The sequence below is a fragment of the Undibacterium sp. Di26W genome, from assembly GCF_049340265.1.
Lineage (GTDB): Bacteria > Pseudomonadota > Gammaproteobacteria > Burkholderiales > Burkholderiaceae_D > Undibacterium.
This window is the reverse complement of record NZ_JBMPOR010000002.1, coordinates 253,815-274,703: the sequence shown is the minus strand read 5'-3', so window position 1 is coordinate 274,703 and position 20,889 is coordinate 253,815. Positions and strand designations below refer to the sequence as shown.

Annotated in this window: 11 protein-coding genes; 2 read left to right on the top strand and 9 right to left on the bottom strand. The window is 50.0% G+C overall.

Going from position 1 to position 20,889, the window contains the following annotated elements:
* Position 1: 1 nt before the first annotated feature.
* The 6 genes from ACO0LM_RS03630 to ACO0LM_RS03605 all read right to left on the bottom strand — a co-directional run bounded on the left by ACO0LM_RS03630 (position 2) and on the right by ACO0LM_RS03605 (position 9,821).
* On the bottom strand, positions 2–1,564 hold the full coding sequence (locus tag ACO0LM_RS03630) for a hypothetical protein (RefSeq protein WP_423034419.1): 1,563 nt from the start codon (positions 1,562–1,564) through the stop codon (positions 2–4).
* 22 nt (positions 1,565–1,586) lie between these two features.
* Positions 1,587–2,792, bottom strand: a complete 1,206-nt coding sequence (locus ACO0LM_RS03625; protein WP_423034417.1) for a type II secretion system F family protein — start codon at positions 2,790–2,792, stop codon at positions 1,587–1,589.
* A complete protein-coding gene (locus ACO0LM_RS03620; RefSeq protein WP_423034415.1) occupies positions 2,792–4,495 on the bottom strand; it encodes a GspE/PulE family protein in 1,704 nt (567 codons plus the stop codon). The genes ACO0LM_RS03625 and ACO0LM_RS03620 overlap by 1 nt, the downstream gene beginning before the upstream one ends.
* Before the next feature lie 87 nt (positions 4,496–4,582).
* The gene (locus ACO0LM_RS03615; RefSeq protein ID WP_423034413.1) at positions 4,583–6,142 is read right to left on the bottom strand and encodes a tetratricopeptide repeat protein; all 1,560 of its coding nucleotides are present in this window, start codon (positions 6,140–6,142) and stop codon (positions 4,583–4,585) included.
* 8 nt (positions 6,143–6,150) lie between these two features.
* The gene (gene mshL, locus ACO0LM_RS03610) at positions 6,151–7,968 is read right to left on the bottom strand and encodes a pilus (MSHA type) biogenesis protein MshL (RefSeq protein WP_423034412.1); all 1,818 of its coding nucleotides are present in this window, start codon (positions 7,966–7,968) and stop codon (positions 6,151–6,153) included.
* Between the two features lie 251 nt (positions 7,969–8,219).
* A complete protein-coding gene (locus tag ACO0LM_RS03605) occupies positions 8,220–9,821 on the bottom strand; it encodes an ExeA family protein (protein ID WP_423034410.1) in 1,602 nt (533 codons plus the stop codon).
* Between the two features lie 301 nt (positions 9,822–10,122).
* Here ACO0LM_RS03605 and ACO0LM_RS03600 point away from each other — a divergent pair, with 301 nt between their 5' ends.
* Positions 10,123–12,093, top strand: a complete 1,971-nt coding sequence (locus ACO0LM_RS03600) for a beta strand repeat-containing protein (protein ID WP_423034408.1) — start codon at positions 10,123–10,125, stop codon at positions 12,091–12,093.
* A gap of 201 nt (positions 12,094–12,294) precedes the next feature.
* Here the strand turns inward: ACO0LM_RS03600 and ACO0LM_RS03595 are convergent, their stop codons facing one another.
* The 3 genes from ACO0LM_RS03595 to upp form a co-directional block, all read right to left on the bottom strand.
* Entirely contained in the window at positions 12,295–13,011 is a 717-nt protein-coding gene (locus ACO0LM_RS03595; RefSeq protein WP_423034406.1) for an ABC transporter ATP-binding protein, read from the bottom strand.
* An 82-nt stretch (positions 13,012–13,093) separates the two neighbouring features.
* A complete protein-coding gene (locus ACO0LM_RS03590; RefSeq protein ID WP_423034404.1) occupies positions 13,094–14,260 on the bottom strand; it encodes a pyridoxal phosphate-dependent aminotransferase in 1,167 nt (388 codons plus the stop codon).
* A 138-nt stretch (positions 14,261–14,398) separates the two neighbouring features.
* Positions 14,399–15,031, bottom strand: coding sequence for a uracil phosphoribosyltransferase (gene upp / locus ACO0LM_RS03585; protein ID WP_423034402.1), 633 nt, complete (start codon positions 15,029–15,031; stop codon positions 14,399–14,401).
* A gap of 212 nt (positions 15,032–15,243) precedes the next feature.
* Between upp and ACO0LM_RS03580 the strand changes: the two genes are divergently transcribed.
* Complete coding sequence (locus tag ACO0LM_RS03580) at positions 15,244–20,832, top strand: hypothetical protein (RefSeq protein WP_423034400.1); 5,589 nt, start codon at positions 15,244–15,246, stop codon at positions 20,830–20,832.
* The last annotated feature ends 57 nt before the right edge of the window (positions 20,833–20,889 follow it).

The following is a 20,889-nucleotide window of genomic DNA, read 5'->3' as shown; positions in this document are numbered from 1 at the left end:
TTTAAGGTTTCCAAACTAATTTCAGGCTGAACCGTGGCTTCATTAAGTCCGCATCATTCCCGGCTTGGCTGTCCAATTTTACTGTTGGCCTCAGATCAATCGGGGGCTTTGTTATTTCGACCTGCATATGCGCATTTTTCTGTAACTCACGGGTCAACTGATTGACACTGTCAAGTGCAGTCCGGTAGTCATTTTTGAATGGGACAACTTCTCCTTCCAGCGTCAGTATTTCAATTGGCTTGTTGGGGATGCCAATCAGCTTAGCCACTAATGGCGTCGATTCTGTGCTTGCCACCGGTACCGCCGCAGCATCTGTTTGGGCGTCATTGGCACTGCTGACTTGCCAGTTGATTTGATGAATTTTGATTTGTGGCAGCGTGTCCAGAGCCTTGCCAAGCTGCGCCAACATGGGATTGGGTGTCGGCGTGTTGTTTGTAATCATGCTTGCTACTTCTACAGCAGCCTTCATGTCTTGCGGACTAGCCAAGGTCACTTTGGTACTGTTTGCGGTAGCTTGGTGCTTTGCAAGAATCTGTTGCGTATCCAATTGCGCTTTTTGCGCTTGATTGCTGGCGTGAAATGCATTGTAACCATTCGCAAATGTCCAGACTACCGCGCCTGTTACCGTCACAGCGCTCAGTAAGTCCAGGTTCCCGCGCGTTTTTGATAAATTGTGAAATTTTGCCTGTTCAAGCGTGGTGTAGTGGCTAGGTATTCGCTGACTGGCGAGGGTTGATAAAAATAATGGCTCACAAAGCGTAATATCTGCCATTTTTTTCAAATCAAATATGTGCTGAGCTTCGTTCAGGTCAATAAGTCGATGCTGCATGCCATCCACATCCGGGCACAATGGATGCAGGTATGAAATGATTTCGCTATTTGCAATAACCACTACGTTGATTGCATCGCCACGTAATATGAGGCGCGTACTAGCCAGGAATTGTGTGGTTTTTGCTATTTCTGATTTGGCAAATTCGGCAACTGATTCCGGGCTCCAGGCAGTTTCAGGAGCCAATCGACTAAAACGAAGATAACCTTCGTGAAAATAACTTTGTCGCAAACCACTGGATTGGTGAGTAATCAGTAAGGTAGGCTCAGTGCCAAAGTGCAGCTTTTTGAAAAATAGTGGATTTAACAGCGCAACAGAATAGATCCCAACCACATCTATTTTTTTTGCGTGCAGTTGTTCCAACCACGGTTTAATCAAGATGGGATTGGTCAATGCGCTGAACAGCATTTGATCATCTTTTCGCCCTTCATGCGCACGCCCTTGATGGCTGGCTTTGTGAAACGGCGTATCACGATAAATCGTATTCAGACGTCGTTGTATCAGGCTATTCTTGGCGCGACCAAACACATGAGGAATATTTTCTCGTTGAAAATCCTCCTCTACAAGGTCGGTCAACAGATAGGCAGGGATGTCACGGTGCAGTTCCAGGTATTCTGAAAATGCCAGCCAGCCGCTGGCATAGTTGTTAAATGTTTTTTCGGTAGAAAATACGCCCTTATCCCAAACTGTTGCAACAAGTTGGTTGTTGGTGAGGTAGAGCAGATGCTTAGCCAAAATTGTCCTTTTACAGCCGGTGTTAGGTTTTCATTTTGCTAATGGTGTCGTATATGGGGCCCATCACCGACATCATGATCCAACCCAGCAGCAGCCCCAGTACGACAGTCATTACAGGTTCGATCATAGCCTGGACTTTTTCTATCATCTCTTTGATATCACGATTATAAAAATAACTGACGTTGCGCAAAGCAATATCGAGTGAGCCTGTAGCCTCACCAATCTTGAGCATGCTGATCACCAAGGGTGGGAAAATACCTATACTCTGAAAGGCCCCGGTCACACTCTGTCCCTCAGAGATTAATACCCCCGCACGACGCAAGCCTTGTGCGATAACTTCGTTGCTGACGATATCTTCGGATAATCGAATGCAATCCAAAATGGTGATGCCTGACTCATACATCAAGGCAAAAAAAGTAACGAAGCGTGAAAGTATGATTTTATGTAAAACCGGCCCAATCAGCCAAATACGCAATTTGTATCCATCTGCCATGTAACGAGCGGCAGGGCTTCTTTTTAACAGCATGATACTGAAAATCCAGATCAGTACAGGAGTCGCCAATGCGATATACCAATAATTGATAAAAAGTCCCGATACAAATATGAGTATCTTGGTGTGCATGGGAAGTTCCTGTCCCATGTTCTTGATAAATCCGGTCAATTGCGGCACCAGATAAATCATGAGAAAAAAGGTTACTCCAGTCACTATCGCACCGACAAATATCGGATACATGACGATTTTTTTTGTTTGCGCTGTGAGTTCGTCTTGCCACTTAAGGCTTTCACCTAAACTCTTAAAGACATCCGATATTTTACCGGTCTGTTCCCCAGTGGTGATCAGGCTGGTGAAAGTTTTGCTGAAAATTTTCGGATAGCGGGCCATCGCTTCGGACAAGGGAGAGCCACCTTCAATATTTTCGATGAGGTCGGCTACTATGCCTCGAAAATTCCGGTTTTCAGTACTGTCATGAAGATCCGTAAGGCCTTCCAAAATGGGGACGCCAGCAGCCGTCATTTGCTCCATATGGAAACAAAAGTTAATCAAATCTTTTCTCGAAATTTTAACGCGGCCAAATGAAAAATTTCTCTCTGTCTTTTCTTTGAAGTCAATCAGATCCAAATCCATGCGCTTCAAACGCAGTTCCAATTCCATCAGATTGGCTGCATCCATCTTGCCGCGAATTTTCTTTCCATCGGGATCAATGGACAGATAGGCGTAGAGAGTCATTAACTTAACCTGTCTGTTAAATCGACTATGCGGGAGATTTCGTCAAGTGTAGTTATTCCTTCAAGTACGCGACGCACGGCATCTTCTGCTATGGGCCGAAAGCCGCTTGCAATTGCCGCATTACGTATTTCACGCGCAGTGGCACGACGGGCAATCATGTCGTCAAGTTCGCCGTGAATTTTCAAGATCTCCATGATGGCGAGACGACCTTTGTAACCTTGATAATCACATTTACTGCAGCTGGCCGCACGGAAAATCATTACAGGCGCAGTACCTGGTTGAATGCCAAGCAGCATGCGCTCAGTTTCGTCAGCTTCAACTTTTTCTTTACAGTGTGGGCATAACTTGCGAGCCAGTCTTTGTGCGACCACGCCAATAATATTACCAGCCATCAGATCAGGCAGTACTCCTATATCCAGCAAACGCGGGATTGAGCCTATGGCGGAATTGGTATGCAAAGTGGAATATACCTGGTGGCCCGTCATCGCAGCACTAAATGCCATTTCTGCAGTTTCTTTGTCCCGAATTTCACCGACCAATATAATATCCGGGTCCTGCCGCATCATGGAACGAATACCGCTGGCAAAACCCATTTTTGCCGACTCGTTAACTGAGGTTTGCCGTATCATCATCATAGGGTATTCCACCGGGTCTTCAAGTGTCATGATATTGACGGAATCGGTATTGACGTGATTGAGTATCGAATACAAAGTTGTTGTCTTGCCGCTTCCGGTTGGACCAGTGACCAGAATAATGCCCTCAGGTCGGGCGATCATCAATTTGAGTAGCATCAAGGTGTCGTCTTCAAGTCCAAGGCCATCTAAAGGCACCAGGCTTTTTTGCCGGTCAAGAATACGCAAGACGAAGTTCTCGCCATGGGTAGTCGGTTGTGCCGCAGCACGGAAGTCGATTTGACGCCCTGAAAAATTAATTGAAATCCTGCCGTCCTGGGGGGCGCGAGTCTCGGCAATATTCATGTTACTCATGACCTTTAAGCGCACCACCATCGCTGGCCAATAAGTCTTATGCAAGCTCCGAATTTGACGCAAGATACCGTCGATACGATAACGTATGCGCAGAAAAAATTCTTCTGGTTCGAAGTGAATATCGGAAGCATTTTTTTGTACCGCATCTGCCAGAATAGCGTCCATCAAGCGCACTAGCGGCTGACTATATTCGTTTGATACAGTTTGCATACTTTTATAATTGATTTCCCCGGTCTCTATTTCTTGCAAAATACCGTCAATCGATAACTCAAGTCCATAATATTGGTCGATAGCTTTCATAATTTCAGACTCGCTGGCGAGCATCGGTATGACATTGATGTTTTTGCCTAACATTGCCTGGATTTGATCTATCGCCACAATATTGGCGGTATCCGCCATCGCGAGCATCAGACTGTACTGGTCTTTGTTATAAACCATGGGGAATACGTGATATCGCTTGGCAATATCTTTCGGAATTAACTTGATTGCGTTGGCATCAGCGACAATGCTGGCAAGGTCCGTACTTTGTTGATTCAGATTTTCACTTAAGGCTTCACGTACGGTAGCTTCAGTGACAAAACCTAAAGAGATAAATAATTTGCCAAGTGGACTGCCGTTACTTTTTTGCTCGATCAATGCAATACGCAATTGATCTTCGCTAATGACACCTTTCTGTATCAGAAGTTTGCCTAAGGGAAGTTTTGGGTTATTTGCCATTGATCAATATTGATTTTTGCTGGTTACTAAAAGCTGCAAATTTGCATCTGCACTGGACGCATGAAATTCGAATGCACCTGCGCTGACTCACTCTTCAGCAATGTTTTCAAGATCTTTAATACGCTGTTTAACGTCATTCCGGTTGAAATTCCCGGCGCTGTTTTCAACTAATTTGAGTGCACGCTTATAGTATTCGATGGCGAGTTTCACCTGATTTAATCTGTCCAGACTAATGGCCAGGTTAAACGCATAATCAGCGCTATTTGGCGTACTCACGTAGGCTCTAAAGAAAGTCTGCTGAGCATCGGACCAGCGGGACTGGTGCGCATACAAATTCCCAAGTGCAAACAAGATTGCGCCCGACTGGGGATTTTGGCTCAGCGCTTTTTTCAATCTGCTTTCGCTTTGAACGGGATCTCCCTGCTGCAAGCTGGTTAAGCCAGCAATGGCATCTGGATCACCCGGATTAAGGTCCAGGACTTTTCCGTAGAAAAAACCAGCTTGCTCCGCTTGCCGTTGATTGAGCGCAATGGCAGCTAAACCGAGGAGGGCGTCACGATTGTTGGGTTCGTGCAGTATGACTTTATTGTATTCTTGCTTGGCTAGTGCAGAATTACCAGTGATATATGCCTGATAGGCGCCATCCAGAGTGGGGTTGATTTTATTTTCACTGCTACTTTGACGAATTTGGATGGCATTGTTTTCATTGGCCGATGTCGATGACCTTGCTGAATCAGTCTTCGCTTTTGACGCAACTACCGTGTTCTTGTCTGTGCCCAATGGTTTCGCATTGGTGTCTGCTGCAATGTCAGCAGGACCTGGTTTTGAAGGAGGTATGATTGCTTGCTGTGTCGGTACATCTTCTTTCGGCACAGGTTTATCCAGGCTCAAACCCGCGTCAGCTAACTGTTTGGCTTTTGATGCAGAATCTGCATCGGCATCTGGCACAGTGGGGACCTGGGGCGGTATTTGGGCCGGTACCTGAGCCTGAATCTTTGGCGTGATTGGCGATGTAACCGCAAGCTTGCCGGTAATGCCCGTATCGTTTATCTGCCAATACACGTAAGCTGCGCCCAGTAAGCTAAGCAAACATCCCGTAGCTACCACACCGATCACTAGTTTACTGCGTTTGCGTTCAGGTGTTTTTGATGAAAAAACCGATTTCGCCTTTTGCTGTTCGGCCATCAGTTGTTTCATTTTTTCATCTGCCGCCTGTCTCTCTTCAGTGGCTTTTTTTGCTAAATCTGGTCGGGTAAATTTTTTGGCCCCGGCATCAGGTAAATCGGCATTGCCCCCGGATGTATTTGCTTCGTCTTCAGTGTCGTCTACCGGTTTTTTGGGGGGAGATGGTGCGTCAAAGCCGTGGGGGCGCGTAGCGTCTTGGCGCGATTCATGATGTGCTGATGCAGGCAGGGCAGGGATGGCAATGGATTCAGATGAAATCTCTTCAATTGACGTTGGAATAGTGTCGCTGAAAACATAGGCGCTTGCCTTTTCATCTGATGTTGCCAAGCCAGATGCTGACGATCCTGAATCGGTTTTCTCAATTAGGTCAGGCGTTTCTTTGGGCGACAAAGTTAATGGGTCGTCTACCGATAGCTCATTCTGCTTCTGTTTGGTTTGCTCGGCTTTTTTGAGCGCTTGCATTAATAAACTCACTGCGCACCCGCCTTGCTTTGCTCTGGAGGAGTTTCAGTATAGGGTTCGTTATTTAGTGGCGCATCGTTGGGCAGCAAATAGCGATAGTTCTTGTAATCACCACTGATACTGGCATCCTTGACGACAATAGGGCGCATGAAAATGACTAATTCAGACTTGTTGGTAGTTTCATTCCGAAAACTCAGCGCATTCCCTAAAAGTGGAATTCGGCCAACTCCGGGCACTTCATCTTTCAGGTTATTAATGGTGTCTTGCATGAGCCCGCCCATGACCGCTATTTGACCGCTGCTCACCTTCAAGACGGATTCCATTTCCCTGGTTTGAATGACCGGCACATTACTGACTACTGGCACAGTCGCTTGTGCCAACGCGGGGTTTGGATCCTGTACATAACCAATGATGCGTGAAATGCTGGGGCGGACATTGATCGTCACCTCGTCATTGTCGGCGATTTGCGGTGTAACACTCATCACGAATCCAACTGGTACCGTGTTTAAACTGGACGTATATGTGGTGACAGATGGGGTGCCGACAGAGCCTTGCTGGGTCGTTGCCGTGATAGTGAAATAAACCCGGTTATCAACCACTTTCAGCAGTGCAGTCTGATTGTTGAGAACACTGATTTTGGGACTCGATAACACTTTTACCTTGCCAAATGATTCAAGTAACTGAATCGTCACAGCGAGATTACCAAGACCGGTAAGTGGTTTTAAATAATTTAAGTTAAATAAGCCCTGACTAACCCCTGGCTTGATACCAGAAGGCAGTGGAGCTCCTCCCACTTGTCCAACCGATATACTCGGCCCTTCAGTTGCACTGGTACGCAGGGATGACCAGTTTATTCCTTGCTGGTACTGGTCATTGAGCTGGACCTCAATCACGGTAGCTTCAATCATTACCTGACGCTTGGCACTGGACATGACCAAGTCGAGAAATTCCTGAATTTTTTCATGCTGCCGGCTGGTCGCACGAATGGCAATCAAGCCGGTTTCCGGATTTGCAATCACCGATGCGGCTTCGCGATAGGTGGTAGGGCGGGTGGCGGCTGGCGATGCTGGATTTGCAGCATTGCCAGTCTTGCCTGTTGTGTTTGTTGCGTTTGTTGATACAGCCGCCGTTCCACCGTTCATGTTGTCAGGTAAAACTTTGTCGGTTTCTCTCAGCGTATCCTTGATATTTTCTACCAGGGTTGCCCAAAAACGATTGTTCGATGTGTTGGAAACCGACGTAGTCGAGTTATTATCCCCTGTCCCACTCCCCGCACTAGCGCCGGTACCGGTAGCGGTCGATATCTGGGTAGCAATGCTTACTTTGCTATTGGTGTCGCGTGAAACGTTGACATAGTCAATTTTATAATTTCGCAAAAACGGTGCGTCGGGCAGCACGATCAAATTGGGTCCGTCCAATTCGAAACGCATATCTACCTGTTTCGAAATACGGGTTAATAACTGCGGTAAGGATTGATCAAGTGCATTGAGAGTCACCTCTCCTTCGATCCCGGGATGGATGTCGACGTTCAGCTTGGCATCACGTGCAAGCGCAAACAAAAGCGGTTGTATTGCCACTTTGTATACGCTGACACTATAAGTTTCAACTTTGGGAGTTGCCTTTGGTTTCGCCAGAACAGCGCTTTGGCGCACAGGTTCCGGGATTTTGCCATAAGGGCGCTCACTTTCCTTAATGTGACTTGTCGACGGTGCAACAGGTTGAGTGCCACAGGCGGACAGTATAGTCAGGCAAAAAAAGGAAATTGCAATTTTAGTCATTAATGTATGCTTTACTATTTTTGTTGTAATTTGATAAACATAAGCCATCTATAAGCAATAACGCTCCTGCCTATTTCGCGTATCAATGATAAGTAAGTAGTATAAAAACGGGTCTTTGACAATCATTCTTTCAAAAACATGTAACTGGCATCATTAAATTAAATAATTTTAAGCCAGATTACATTCCCGAAAGCACTATGCGGCATAGTATTTTTATATGCTGATCAAAAATTGGCAATATGCAACATATTGATTTGATCGATTCGATTGATTTAAGGGATTTAATTATTAACAGGCTCTTATCGGGGCCACAAATCTTGGCCGTGCGAGCGTAATATTTCTGCGCGAAGTCCACCTACGGTTCGCAGCTGACCCCGATAGTTCCATTTTTGCTCTAATTCGACGTTGACTTGCCGGGCTTCCTCACGTGACCCGAAACTCGAATATACGATACCAAAGTGAGGAATCCCGTTTATCCGCGTTGGGTACAGATGTAACTTATCAATGCCAGTCTCAGCTTTGGCTTTTTGTAAAAATTGCTCGATTTTAGTGTAGCTGCTCGCATCAATCAGTGCAATTTGAACTGTGTATTGATCTTGCTGCATATCGATTAGCCAATTTTTTGATCTATCCGCAAGCTGTTGAAAAATGCCCGGCACTGCTTGTTTCTTTGCGACTGTTGTTGGTTCTGGTTCCACATTTGATGAGGCCGACTTATCCGATTTATCCTTATCTGCCAGCGATTTTTGCGGGGGAACCGGGGCTGATTCAACGCTGGGTTCAGGCAACTTCTCAGATACGGAAGTGGCGGCTGTGGCGGCTGTGGCGGTTGTGTTTGCCGGTACTGATACCGGCGCCGCATTTTGATCGATGGCAACCGGGGAAGTTTGACCCGGCTGTTCAGATGCCATTTGCGCCGGGCTTGCTGGCGCTGTAGATGTAGTGGTAGCAACGGCAGTGGTGCCAACTTGTGTCGTCGCTGGTGCACCACGATTCTGCCAATAAATTCTCCAGGCTAAATCTGCCGCAATAACAATAGCGACGGCTAATAGCAGGACGAGACTCCATTTCGGTTGGGACTTACTGGTTTTTTTTACAGAAAATTCACTGTCGAGAATTGCTTCTTTTACGTGTTTCGCCTGAACCAGATGCGCATTGTCGGCAAATGCGGCCAGGAGTGATTTATCTGCAAGTATATTGATACGTCGCACAATTCCTTCGGATACCTGAGACAGTAATTTAATCGCGCTTTTGTCAAATATGTCTGGCCCGCGATAGCCTGCAGCTCGCATACGAAACATCAAGAATTTGGGAATGGTATTGGGGAGTAATGGAGGAATTTTGAAACTGTGCGTAATACGTTCCTTCAATTGTCGCATTCGCGGCAAATTTAAATGTGCGTCAAGTTCTGGCTGCCCAAACAAGACGATTTGCAGTAGTTTGTGATGAGAGGTTTCCAGGTTAGAGAACAAGCGGATCTCTTCCAGGGTTTCAAGCGACATAGCCTGCGCTTCCTCAACCAGCAGCACTACCTGCTTGCCTTTGATATGCTTGCCTATCAATTCGGCATGCAATAATCGTATAACTTCATCTGGCCTTTTGTTTGAGGTATTTATCTCAAGTTCGCCTGCGATCACATACACAACTTCTGCCCGGTTCAAGGTTGGATTGGCAAGGAATATGACTTCCACGTTGGCCTGCAACATGCCTTCCAACATGCGACAAAGCATGGTCTTGCCACTGCCAACTTCACCGGTAACCTTGATGATGCCCTCTCCATGGGTAATTGCGTAGATAAGCGCCTGCAGAATATCCCCACGCTGACTCCCGGAATAAAAGAACGCAGGATTAGGCGTGATGCTGAAAGGAGACTCGTTTAGTCCAAAATGAGAGCGATACATAGGGTCCAGGTGCAGATGGGTCTTGTGTCCGGTTGAAGACTATAAGAGTACATCATGTCAGGCATACAAGGAATATCTTTGATTTTTGCACGCAGGGGAGTGCGCTTGATCTTCCGGATCAACACGTACTAAGAATATTGGAATAAGGGTCGTGACTTCTGATATCGCCAAAGACTGCAGAAACCGCTCAAAAACACCAGGTAAGCACCATTTTTGATTTTCTTTTATCAATAATTGTTACAAAGCACGTTTCAGCGCGATAATACCAATAATTCATTTGTAATTCCTGGATAAAAATATAATGTATCTCGTCAAAAAAATGTCGATCCGCCAGTTGGTCAGCTTGGGCGTAATAACTTTTCTCTCTCTGTTTCTTGTTGCTTGTGGAGGTGGAGCAGGCACCGTAGGAATAGCGACTGGCACGGCGCTTTACACAACTGCGTCCAGTACGATCACAATCAACAGTGGCACGGCGAGTTACACCATAGGTGGCGGTACTGCGCCCTATAAATCCAACTCAAGCAATGCCAGTGTTGCCACGACAGAGGTCAAGGGAAGTACCTTGACTATTAGCGGGCTATCGTCCGGGGTGGCGCAGATAACAGTTGTTGATGCCGTTGGGGCTTCGGTCACCCTGGCTTTGACCGTAGGTTCTGGTAATACTGCTACCGCTTTATTCACCACTGCCCCAAGTCAGGTCACTGTGGGTGTGGGGGCAACCGCAGCTTTTACCATAGGCGGCGGAAAACCAACGTATGTGATTAGCAGCAGTAACACATCTGTGGCGACGGTTGCCATCAACAATAATCTATTCATTATTACCGGCGTCACTGCCGGTGCGGCGCAGATCGCTGTGTTTGATGCGACAGGAAGCGCTGTGACATTCAATGTGACGGTTGGTTCGGGTGCCGTGACTGCACTCTATACGACCGCCGCTAGCACGGTATTGGTTGCCAGTGGCGAAACCGCAACTTTCAGTGTGGCAGGCGGCACGGCACCATACACGGCTACCAGCAATAATGCGAATGCGATTACTGCCAGTGTTTCCGGGACGAATTTGAGCATCAAAGGCGTTGCAACAGGGACCGCACAAGTTTTGTTATTCGACGCGAAAGGAGCCTTTGTCACCATTACAGCGACAGTAGCTGCTACTGGTAGTGGAACGACACTCTATACTGCTGCGCCAAGCGCACTTACTTTTGCAGTGGGTGAAATTGGCTCATACACAGTAGGGGGCGGGACCGGGCCATACAGTGTCGCTACAAGTAACCGTAGTGCAGCAACTGCAAGCATCGCTGGCAATAAACTGACTGTGACCGGTATTGCTGTCGGTATTGCGCAAATCAATGTTGTGGATTCATTGGGGGCGTCGGTAGTCGTGACCGTCAATGTCGGTTCTGCCGGGGTTGCTACTTCGCTTTATACAACATCTGGAAGTGCAGTTAATCTTGCGGCAGGAACCACAAATACTTACTCGATAGGTGGCGGTACCGCCCCTTATACCAGCACCAGTAGCAATACTGCTGTTGCTACGGCTGGTGTTTCTGGCAACACCTTAAGTATTCGGGGGATTGCGGCAGGTTCTGCACAAGTTTTGGTTTTCGATGCCACAGGAACCTCGGTAAACATCGCTGTGACGACATCACAATCAGGTAGTGTGACTATTGATGTCCAGCCAAACGGTGCCAGCGCCAATGTGGGTGATGTTTTGCAATTCCTGGTCAGCGGAGGTACTGCGCCCTACAACATTACTGTCAACAACCCTAGTATTGCGGCAGTCAGCCCGACTACGGTAGCTGCCAGTGGCGGGGCGTTTGCGGCAACTTTACTCAATGCAGGCAGTACCAATGTGACCATTGTTGACGCTTTGGGGCAAACCAAGGCTTTCACCCTGACGGTCAGTCAGTTGTCAACTTCGCTAAGACTGTCACCCAGTGCGATCATCATTGGCGAGGACAGCACCATCCCACTCAGCTTCAATATTTACGGTGGTACGGGGCCATATCGCGCATTTACCAGTGATCAAACCTTGTCTTCGGTAAGCACCACGGGGGCGACATTAACCATAGGCCTGGGAAGCAATCTTAATCGATGCATCAATCCAATTGATTCCAGTGGACTGCGAATTCCACAGGGTACATTTGATGTCATTGTGACGGTAGTAGATAGTCTTGGCGCCTCCGCAACCAGCATTATGACCATCAAGGACAATGGTGTTGGCAATGGCAGTGTGGTCACCCAACCAGCTCCGTTTGTCGCACCGTGTACATAAAGACTTGTATTTGAGAGAGTGGCCGTCTTTGCTGGTTGCAAGCGGCCATTCATTCTGTGAAGCGATGCAGTGTTTGCAGGGAGCGTGCGGATTATTCGGTGCTGGCTTAAGCGTTTTCGCTATATGAATACGAGGGCTTTTGCAGACTTTGCAGCATCATGTAAGGCGCTGTGTAGGGTTTGTCAGGGCATGTCAACCTGTTTACTCGATACAACGCATAAATGCCTGTTCCAGTGTAGATGTCCCATATTGTTGGCAGCAGGCAGCCGGGGAGCCGATATAACGAAGCTGGCCCTGATGCAAGATGGCAATACGATCGCAAATTTCTTCGACGTCCGCAAGGGCATGGGAGCTGAAAAACAGCGTGCTACCCTTGTCACGCAACTTATGTAAGCGGGTTTTCAATAAGGCGCGTGCCTTAGGGTCAAGACCGCTCATAGGCTCATCCAGTACATACAACTCTTTTTGCGCCAGAAAGCAGGCGGCCAAGCCTAGCTTTTGGGTCATGCCCTTGGAAAACAGACGTACCGGACGAATCAGTGCAGAGTCATCCAGGTCCAATGTCTGCAATACTTCCAGCGCCTCGGATTGCTTGTAACTTACGTTTTGCAGCTCTAGTATGTACTTCAAAAAATCTTTGCCCGTCAGGTAATAGGGGGGGGCAAAACGTTCTGGCAAAAAAGCAATCGGCTTGCGCGCATTGCTCAATGTATTGTGTATGCCAAAAATCTCTATCGCCCCCTCGTCAGCCGTACAAAAATCCAGCAAACATTTGATCAGGGTTGTTTTACCCGCACCATTGACACCAATCAAACCAAAAAATTCACCTTGAGCGATGTCTAGCGTAATGCCATTCAGGATAATTTTTTTATCGTGACGTTTGACGATATTTTTAAACTGCAATGCTGAAATGGTCATAGAACGCGCTAGTGGATAATTAAGAAATGAATGTGTAGATCGTGTCGTCACCAGAGGTATGTTCCGGCTTTCCCGCCGTGATTTATAACTTTTGCAGGCGCTGCAAGGCATCTCGCAGGGTGGCGTCCTGTTTGGCAAAGCAAAACCGCACGATGCCAGATTCCTTGCTCTGCTGATAAAACGCCGAGACAGGGATGGCGGCCACACCGATCTCAGTAGTCAACCAGCGGGCAAAGTCCAGTTCCGGCATGCCTGATATGGCCGAATAATCGACGCTTTGAAAATAAGTGCCAGCGCAAGGCAGCAGGCGCAAACTGCTGTTTGCCAGACCAGCACGGAACAGGTCACGTTTTTTCTGGTAAAAAGCCGGCAATTCCAGATAGGGGGCAGGGTTACCCATGTAATGCGCCAGACCTACCTGCATGGGGGTGTTCACGCTGAACACATTGTACTGGTGCACCTTGCGAAATTCTGCCATCAAGGCTGCCGGGGCGGCGACATAGCCTATCTTCCAGCCAGTGACGTGATACGTCTTGCCAAAACTGGAAATGATATAGCTGCGCGCAGCCAGTTCAGGGTAGCGTGACAGCGATTCGTGGCGCTGTCCGTCATACACCATGTGTTCATACACTTCATCCGAAGCAATCAGGACATTGGTGTCACGCACGATGTCCGTCAGTGCCGCGATATCGCTGGCATCGAGCACACTGCCGGTTGGGTTATGTGGCGAATTCAGCATGATCAGGCGGGTTTTGTTGCTGATCGCCGCCCTGACCTGGTCCCAGGGGATGCTGTAGCCATGCTCATCCAGTTCCATGCTTACAAATACCGGAACGCCGCCAGCCAGCTTGATCGAGGGCACATAACTGTCGTAGGCGGGTTCGATGACAATGACTTCATCACCGGCATGTACGCTGGCCAGCAATATCGTCAGTATGCCCTGGGTGGCACCAGCGGTAACGGTGATTTCGCTGTTGGCGTCACAGGCATGCCCGTAGACATCCAGAATCTTGCGGGCAATCTGCTCACGCAACTGCGGCATGCCGGTCATTGGTGGGTACTGGTTAAAGTCTGCCGCCATGGCGGCAGCTACCGTTGCCGGCAACGCCGGGTCACAGGCAAAATCAGGGAAGCCCTGGCCCAGATTGACCGCCTTTTTTTCGGCTGCCAGCGCAGACATCACGGTGAAGATGGTGGTGCCCACTTCGGGCAATTTGGATTCGGGAACGAAGCGGGCGGTAGTGGTCATCAGTGAAAATAATCAAAAATAGGACTTACGCAAAACCGCCCCAGCTACGTTGCAGCTCCTAGTCACTAAAGTACTGCCTTCGTCGCCGCGTCTTGCTGGAACAATTTTGCGTAAGTCCTAAAAAACAGAAAAAATCGTTTATTTGGTACCAAACAAGCGGTCACCCGCATCACCCAGGCCAGGAACAATATAGCCATGTTCATTCAGGCATTGGTCTATTGATGCCGTGATGATGGCGACATCAGGATGGGCTGCCTGCATGACCTTGATACCTTCCGGGGCCGCCAGCAGGCAAACGAATTTGATGCTGGTTGCGCCACGCAGCTTCAGGCGTGTAATGGCGGCAGCGGCAGAATTGCCGGTCGCCAGCATCGGGTCAACCACGATAACCAGGCGTTCGGCGATGTCTTCCGGTACTTTAAAGTAATACTCGACCGGTTCCAGGGTTTCCGGGTCACGGTACAGGCCAATATGGCCAACCCGTGCATTCGGCAGCAAATCCAGCATGCCATCCAGGATACCGTTACCGGCACGCAACACCGAAATCACGCACAGCTTCTTGCCGCTGATGGTCGGTGCATCGATGGTAGTGATAGGCGTTTCTATCTTGACCAGCTCGATAGGCAGGTCGCGTGTTACCTCATAAGCCAGCATCTGGCTGATTTCACGCAACAGACGGCGGAAATTATCCGTAGGCGTGTCTTTGCTGCGCATCAGCGACAACTTGTGTTGCACCAGTGGGTGTCTGATTTCGGTAACGTTTTCGTTCAAGATAATTCTCCGGCAATGTTGTCAATGTTGTGTTAGCCGCTATTTTACGTCCCTCCAGCCTTAAGGGAAACGGATAAAACAAGAATTGAGGCGTTTTTCCACTTCTGCTCCGGTCATCGTCAGTTTTTTCTTCATTGATAATTCAGGATAAGAAGTTCCGGCATGGCAGGGCCCGCGATGACGGCGAACGACTATCAAATCAGGAGTGCAGAATGGACAGCAATCAAGCCTTGTTAAATAAATTATCTTTGGGAGACTACTCCCTTGATCGCCATGGCGACCATAAAGACGATTATTTACCACCGGAAGAGGCCATTGAGTCCAATGTCCGCATCGACGTGAAAGGTATTCGTGAAGCCATTGCACGGGTAGAGGCAGAAGCCCGCGCCACCGTTGCCGCCGAAACCAGGCTGAAAGCAGAAACCCAGGCCAGGGCGCTGGCAGAAACCAGGGCGCAGGCCGAAGCCGAAGCCGCAGAACTTGCCCAGCGCAAACTGGCACTGGAGCAGGAAGCCGCTGTCGGTACCCAGGCAAAACTGATGGCCGAGCGCCAGTCGAATGCTGCCAGCCAGGCGCGCATCGCCGCCACTGCAGAAGAAACCCGGAACTTGCAGGAAAGGGCGCAGATGGAAGCCCGTGCCCGTGAACAATCCGAACTGCGCTCAAAAATGGAACAGCAGGCCACCGAAAAGGCCGAGAAACAATATAAGGCTGAATCGGCGCTGGCTTCCCAGGCCCATGCCGAAGCACAAAAACTGGCAACACAGACCACCAATGCCAGGAACTGGGCGGCAGAACGCTTTGCCGCATCACAATCCGCCCGCCAACAGGCAGAAGAACGTGCCCGTGCCGATGCGCGCATTACTGAACTGGCACGCGAGCGCGAAAAGCAGGAGCGCGAAGCCCGCGAAACATCAGAAATGCTGGCCAAGGTACGTAGTGAATCCCTGCAAGTCAACAAGGAACGCGATCAGGCCGAAGCCATGGCACTGGAATATGCCATCAACCGTGCCCCCGCCGAAGTGCGCGCACGTGAAGACGCCTTGACCCGTGTTGCTTTGGAGCAAGAACAAGAAGCCATCGCCCATGCCCGCATGGAATCCGAAAAAAAGGCGGCTGAAGCGATACAACTGCGCATGCAGTCAGAAGAAGAATTGCGTATTGCCGCCTCACGTCGTGAACAGGCTGAAATGATTGCCGCGACCACGGCACAAGCCAGACGCGACGCCGAAGACAAAATCCGCATGGCAACCGAATCCCGCATCCGTGCCGAACGTGATCTGCAATCGACCGCCATGAGCCGCATCGAAAACGAGCAACAGGCCGATTTGCAAGCCCGTGCCCGCCAGGAAGCTGAAGCCGTCTTGTCGGAAGAAGCGCGTCAGCGTCGCCTGGCAGAGAAAGAAGCAACTGAAATTGCCCGCCAGCGCGCAGCAGAAGAACAGCGTGCCGCCAAATTGGCACAAGAGCGGGTGGAAATAGAGCGTATTGCCGTGCAGGAAGCACGTGAGCAGGCTGATTCCGAGCAACAAGCCCTGAGTGCCAGCGCTTTCCAGGCTGAACTCTTGAAAAAAGCCAATCTGGCATCGGCAGAAAAAGCCAAAAAAGCCAAAGAATTGATGCTGGCTGAAAAAATGCGGGTAGAGGCAGAGCAAAAAGCTGCTGCTGCCTTGCAGGAAAGACTTAACGCCGAACGTAAAAAAACCGAAGAATCTGAAGCATTGGCACAGGCCGACCAATCACATGCCGAACTGTTGCGCCTGCAGGAACAGGCCGACCATGCACGTCGTGTCGCCCAGGAATCAGAATGTGTTGCAGAAAAACTGAACCTGGAAAAAACCATGGAGCAGGTGGAATTGCAGCAAAAAATGGCGGCGGCCGCTGCCAAGAAAAATCACGATGCGACTGAGTTTTTGCGCGTCCAACAGCAACGCACTAATGATGAGGTGAAAGCGATGGAACTTCAGGAAGAAAAATTACAGGCAGAACGTCGCCGTGCCCAGGCAGTGCAGCAAGTGCTGAAAGCGACCCAGGAAAAACTGCAGTTGGAACAGACTGCCCAGCAAGAAGCAGAAGCAAGACTGCGTGCCGAAGAAGAAGCCATGGCCATAGCCATAGCCAAAGAGCAGGCCGAACGTGAAGAAAGACTGGCGCTGGAAGCAACGCTGGAAGCAGAAAAATCTGCACTGGAACAGACAGAACTGCAAAAAGAAACCCAATGCAAGGCCGCCAAGGTGGCTTTGCTGAAAAGCTATCAAGCCACAGAAATGGCACGTGCCGAGCAAATGCACCTGGAAGCTGAAAAGCAGGCGGCAAGGGCAGCGCAGGAAAAACTTGAAGCAGAAAAATCAGCTGCCGAGCAAGTTTTTGCCCGTGCCCACGCAGACCGTGAGCACGTCAATGTCTTGAATGCCCGTCAGCAGCAAGAAGCCGAAGCACGCACCGCACGGCAGACCATGATTGCTGCAGAGCAAGTTCGCCTGCAAAAAATGCAGGAACATGCAGAGCTGCAAAAGCAATCGGCGGTACTGGCGCAAAGCAAGGCAGTAGAAGCAGAAGAACTGGGCAAAACCCTGAGACTGCGTGCCGAATCCGAACAAAGAGCCCTGAGCCTGGTGCAAGAAAAACTGGAAGCAGAAAAACGTCTGACCGCAGAATGGCAAGCCAAGGCCGTAGTAGAGCAGGAACAGCGTGACCAGCACCTGGCCAGACTGCAATCCGAGCAAACCTTGCGTACTGCCATGGAAGCCAAGGTCGCAGAAGAAAAAAAACTGCTGGAACAAAATAATCAACAAGCCAAGGCAGAACAACAAGCCGCTGCCGCTGCCGCTGCCCGTGTAAAGGCCGCCACGCAACTGGCAAAACTGGAGCAGGAAAAAGCCAAATCACAGCAACAGGCTGCACAGGCACTGGAAGAACAAGCCAGACTGGAAAAACAAAAGGCAGAAGCTGCACTGGCAGAAGCACAAGCCGCAACTGAAAAACTGGAATCAGAAAAAATCGCCAGTGCTGCCGCCATTGCCAGGGCGACAGCAGAACAACAACATGCCCAGGCTGCCGCTGTTCGTGCCAGAGCCGAGCAGGAAGCCAGGGAACTGGCCGCCGCCAAACTGCAGGCTGAACAGGCATTGCAAGTACAGGCACAAGCCTATGCCGCCAGCCAGCATCGTGCGCATGAACTGGTGGTAGAAAAGAACCATAAACTTGCTGAACTGGACCTGGTATTGCAACAACGTCTGGCAGATGACCAGTCTTTGCTGGACAACACAGAAGCAAAACTGCTGGCCGAACAAGATGCACATCAGCAGGTGCAAAGCCGTCTGGCCAGCGAAACCGAAGCCCGTCAGTTTGCCGAAGCACGTGCCCGTGCCGAACAGATCATCCGTGCCGCGACCGAAGTGACCCTGGCATCAGAAAAGGCCCTGTTCCAGGAATTGGCTGCCCATGCCGACGCCCAAAAACTGGTGGCAGAATTGCTGGCACAGCGTCTGCAACAAGAACAAGAATTGCTGGCTACCCAGCAATTGCGTGCTGATGCCGAGCAAGCCGTACTGGCCAGCCTGACTGCCAAGCAACAGGCAGAACAGGCCGCCGCCACCGAAGCCCAGGCCCGCCTGGCTGCCGAACAGGAACAATGCAAACTGATAGAAGCACGCAAGGCTGCAGAAGCGGAAGCCCGTCAACTGGCAGAAAAATTCAATGAAACAGAAAAACAATGGCTGGCGCAATCGGCTGAAGAAGCGCTGATCAAACGCCAGGCAGCTGCTGCGCTGGAAGAAAAATCTGCCTTGTTGCTGGAATTGAGCCGTGCCGGGCAAGAAAAAATCGCGACCGAACAAAAAATCAGCGCCGAATTGCAAGCCAAGCTGGAACGGGAAGAAGCCGCAGAAGTTGCCCTGCAAGCCAAGCTGGATACCGAACGTCAATTGGCAGAAGCCGCTGCCCAGCGCGCCACCAAGGAACAGCAGGCGCTGGAAGCTGCTTTGCGTGTGGCGAATGCCGAGCAAGCTTTGCTGTCCCGCTCGATAGAGCATGCCGAAGCCCAGCGCATGGCCGCAGAAGCAACCGAAACCAGATTGCGTGAAGCAGACGCATTGACTGTCACTGAAAATCATCGCGCTGCCTGTGAACTGGAAGCACTGAGCCTGGTTCAGCAAAAACTGGCAAGCGAACAAAAAGCAGCGCAAGAAGCCGAGCAACGCCAACTGGCCGAGCAAGAATACCTGAGCCTGTGCGAAATCCGCGCCAATGCCGAACAAGACGCCAATGTCGCCATCCAAGCCAGATTGCAAAGTGAAAAAGAAGCCGCAGAACTGGCCAATGCACTGGCCATATCTGAACAGCAGGCAACTGAACTGGCACAGGCCCGTGCCATAGAATTATTTGAAATGCAACAGGCGGAACAGCAACGTGCCGCGCTGGAACAGCGTGAAATCATCGCTATCCAGCAACAGAAACAGGTGGAAATGGATAGCCTGCAACTGAAGCAGGAAGCCCTGCGCCTGATCGAAGACAAAATGGAGGCTGAACGCCTGGTCATGATGGCGTCGGAAGAGCGCGTACACCTGGAAGCCGAACTGGCCGAGCAAAGCGCGCAAAGAGCCGAACAACTGATCATCGCCAATGCCATTGAACAAGAAAAGCTGGCACTGGAACGTGAAGTGGCTGCCGCCATTGCATTGCAAATCGCCGCTGATGAAGAAGCATTGCCAGCATTGCGCGCAAAATTGCTGGAAGAAAGCCAGATTGAAGCGCTGGAAGCCCAAAGACTGGAGCAAGAGCAGGCATTGGCAGCAGCCATCGCCGAGCGTGTAGCGCAAGAACAGGCACTGCAAGCGCAACTGGCACAACAACAGGCAGCCGAAGCTGCATTGCAACAAGAATTCCAGCGCCAGGTGGACGTTGCACAGACACAAACACAGGCAAAAGAGCAGGAACTGGCCATCGCCAAAACCAAGCGCCTCGAACAAGAACAAGCCTTGCAAGTCCAACTGGACCAGCAACTGGCAGCAGAAGCCGAATTGCAAGCCACATTGCAGGCAGAACTGCAGCGTCAGGTAGGCGCAGCCCAGGCACAAACCAGGGCCAAAGAGCAGGAGCTGGCAACAGCGGTGGCAAAACGTCTGGAGGAAGAGCAAGCCTTGCAGGCGCAACTGGATCAGCAAGTCGCGGCAGAGCAAGAGTTGCAAGCCATGTTGCAGGCTCGTGGCCAGGAAGAAGCGCAAGCCCAGGCACTGATCGCCCAGGCACTGGCATCTGCCAAGGCATGGCAAGCGCAAAATGTGTTGCAGATCCAGCAGCATCAAGATGAATTGCAGGCAGAAGCAGAATTGGCCAAACAGACACTGGAAGCCGAACATCAAGAGGCAGAACAATTGGCCCAGGCACTGATCACAAAATTGCTCAACAACAGGCATCAGTCAGAAGAATGGCGTCAGCAAGTCGAGCAAATTCTGGCAATTGCACCAATCGACGTGGCATATGATGCACAGGCACTACAACAGGATGAAGTGCAAAAACGTTTCCGCCTGCGTCCAGCAGTGATTGCAGGCCTGATACTGTGCGCCGGTATCGCTGGGTTTGCCGGTTTAAGCAATGTCGGTATCGCCGGCACTGCATCCAGAGCCGTGACACAAAAAACCGCAGCCCTTGAGCAAGTCACTCCGGCAGCAACACCAAAGCTGGAACCAGGCATGCACATGAGTTATGAACTGAGCGCACCCCAAACCGAAACACCGGCGCAGGCTGAAGAAAAAAGCAAGCCTGCCACCCAGTTGGCCATGGTGACTGGGCGCTTGTAAAACAGAGATTGTTTATTGATAGGCAGTAGTGAAAAATCCCGGGAAACCGGGATTTTT

Coding starts and splice junctions, on each gene's coding strand:
- ACO0LM_RS03625 (WP_423034417.1), bottom strand. CDS start 2,792: ATGACTCTCTACGCCTATCTGTCCATTGATCCCGATGGAAAGAAAATT.
- ACO0LM_RS03620 (WP_423034415.1), bottom strand. CDS start 4,495: ATGGCAAATAACCCAAAACTTCCCTTAGGCAAACTTCTGATACAGAAA.
- ACO0LM_RS03615 (WP_423034413.1), bottom strand. CDS start 6,142: ATGCAAGCGCTCAAAAAAGCCGAGCAAACCAAACAGAAGCAGAATGAG.
- mshL (WP_423034412.1), bottom strand. CDS start 7,968: ATGGCTTATGTTTATCAAATTACAACAAAAATAGTAAAGCATACATTA.
- ACO0LM_RS03605 (WP_423034410.1), bottom strand. CDS start 9,821: ATGTATCGCTCTCATTTTGGACTAAACGAGTCTCCTTTCAGCATCACG.
- ACO0LM_RS03600 (WP_423034408.1), top strand. CDS start 10,123: ATGTATCTCGTCAAAAAAATGTCGATCCGCCAGTTGGTCAGCTTGGGC.
- ACO0LM_RS03595 (WP_423034406.1), bottom strand. CDS start 13,011: ATGACCATTTCAGCATTGCAGTTTAAAAATATCGTCAAACGTCACGAT.
- ACO0LM_RS03590 (WP_423034404.1), bottom strand. CDS start 14,260: ATGACCACTACCGCCCGCTTCGTTCCCGAATCCAAATTGCCCGAAGTG.
- ACO0LM_RS03580 (WP_423034400.1), top strand. CDS start 15,244: ATGGACAGCAATCAAGCCTTGTTAAATAAATTATCTTTGGGAGACTAC.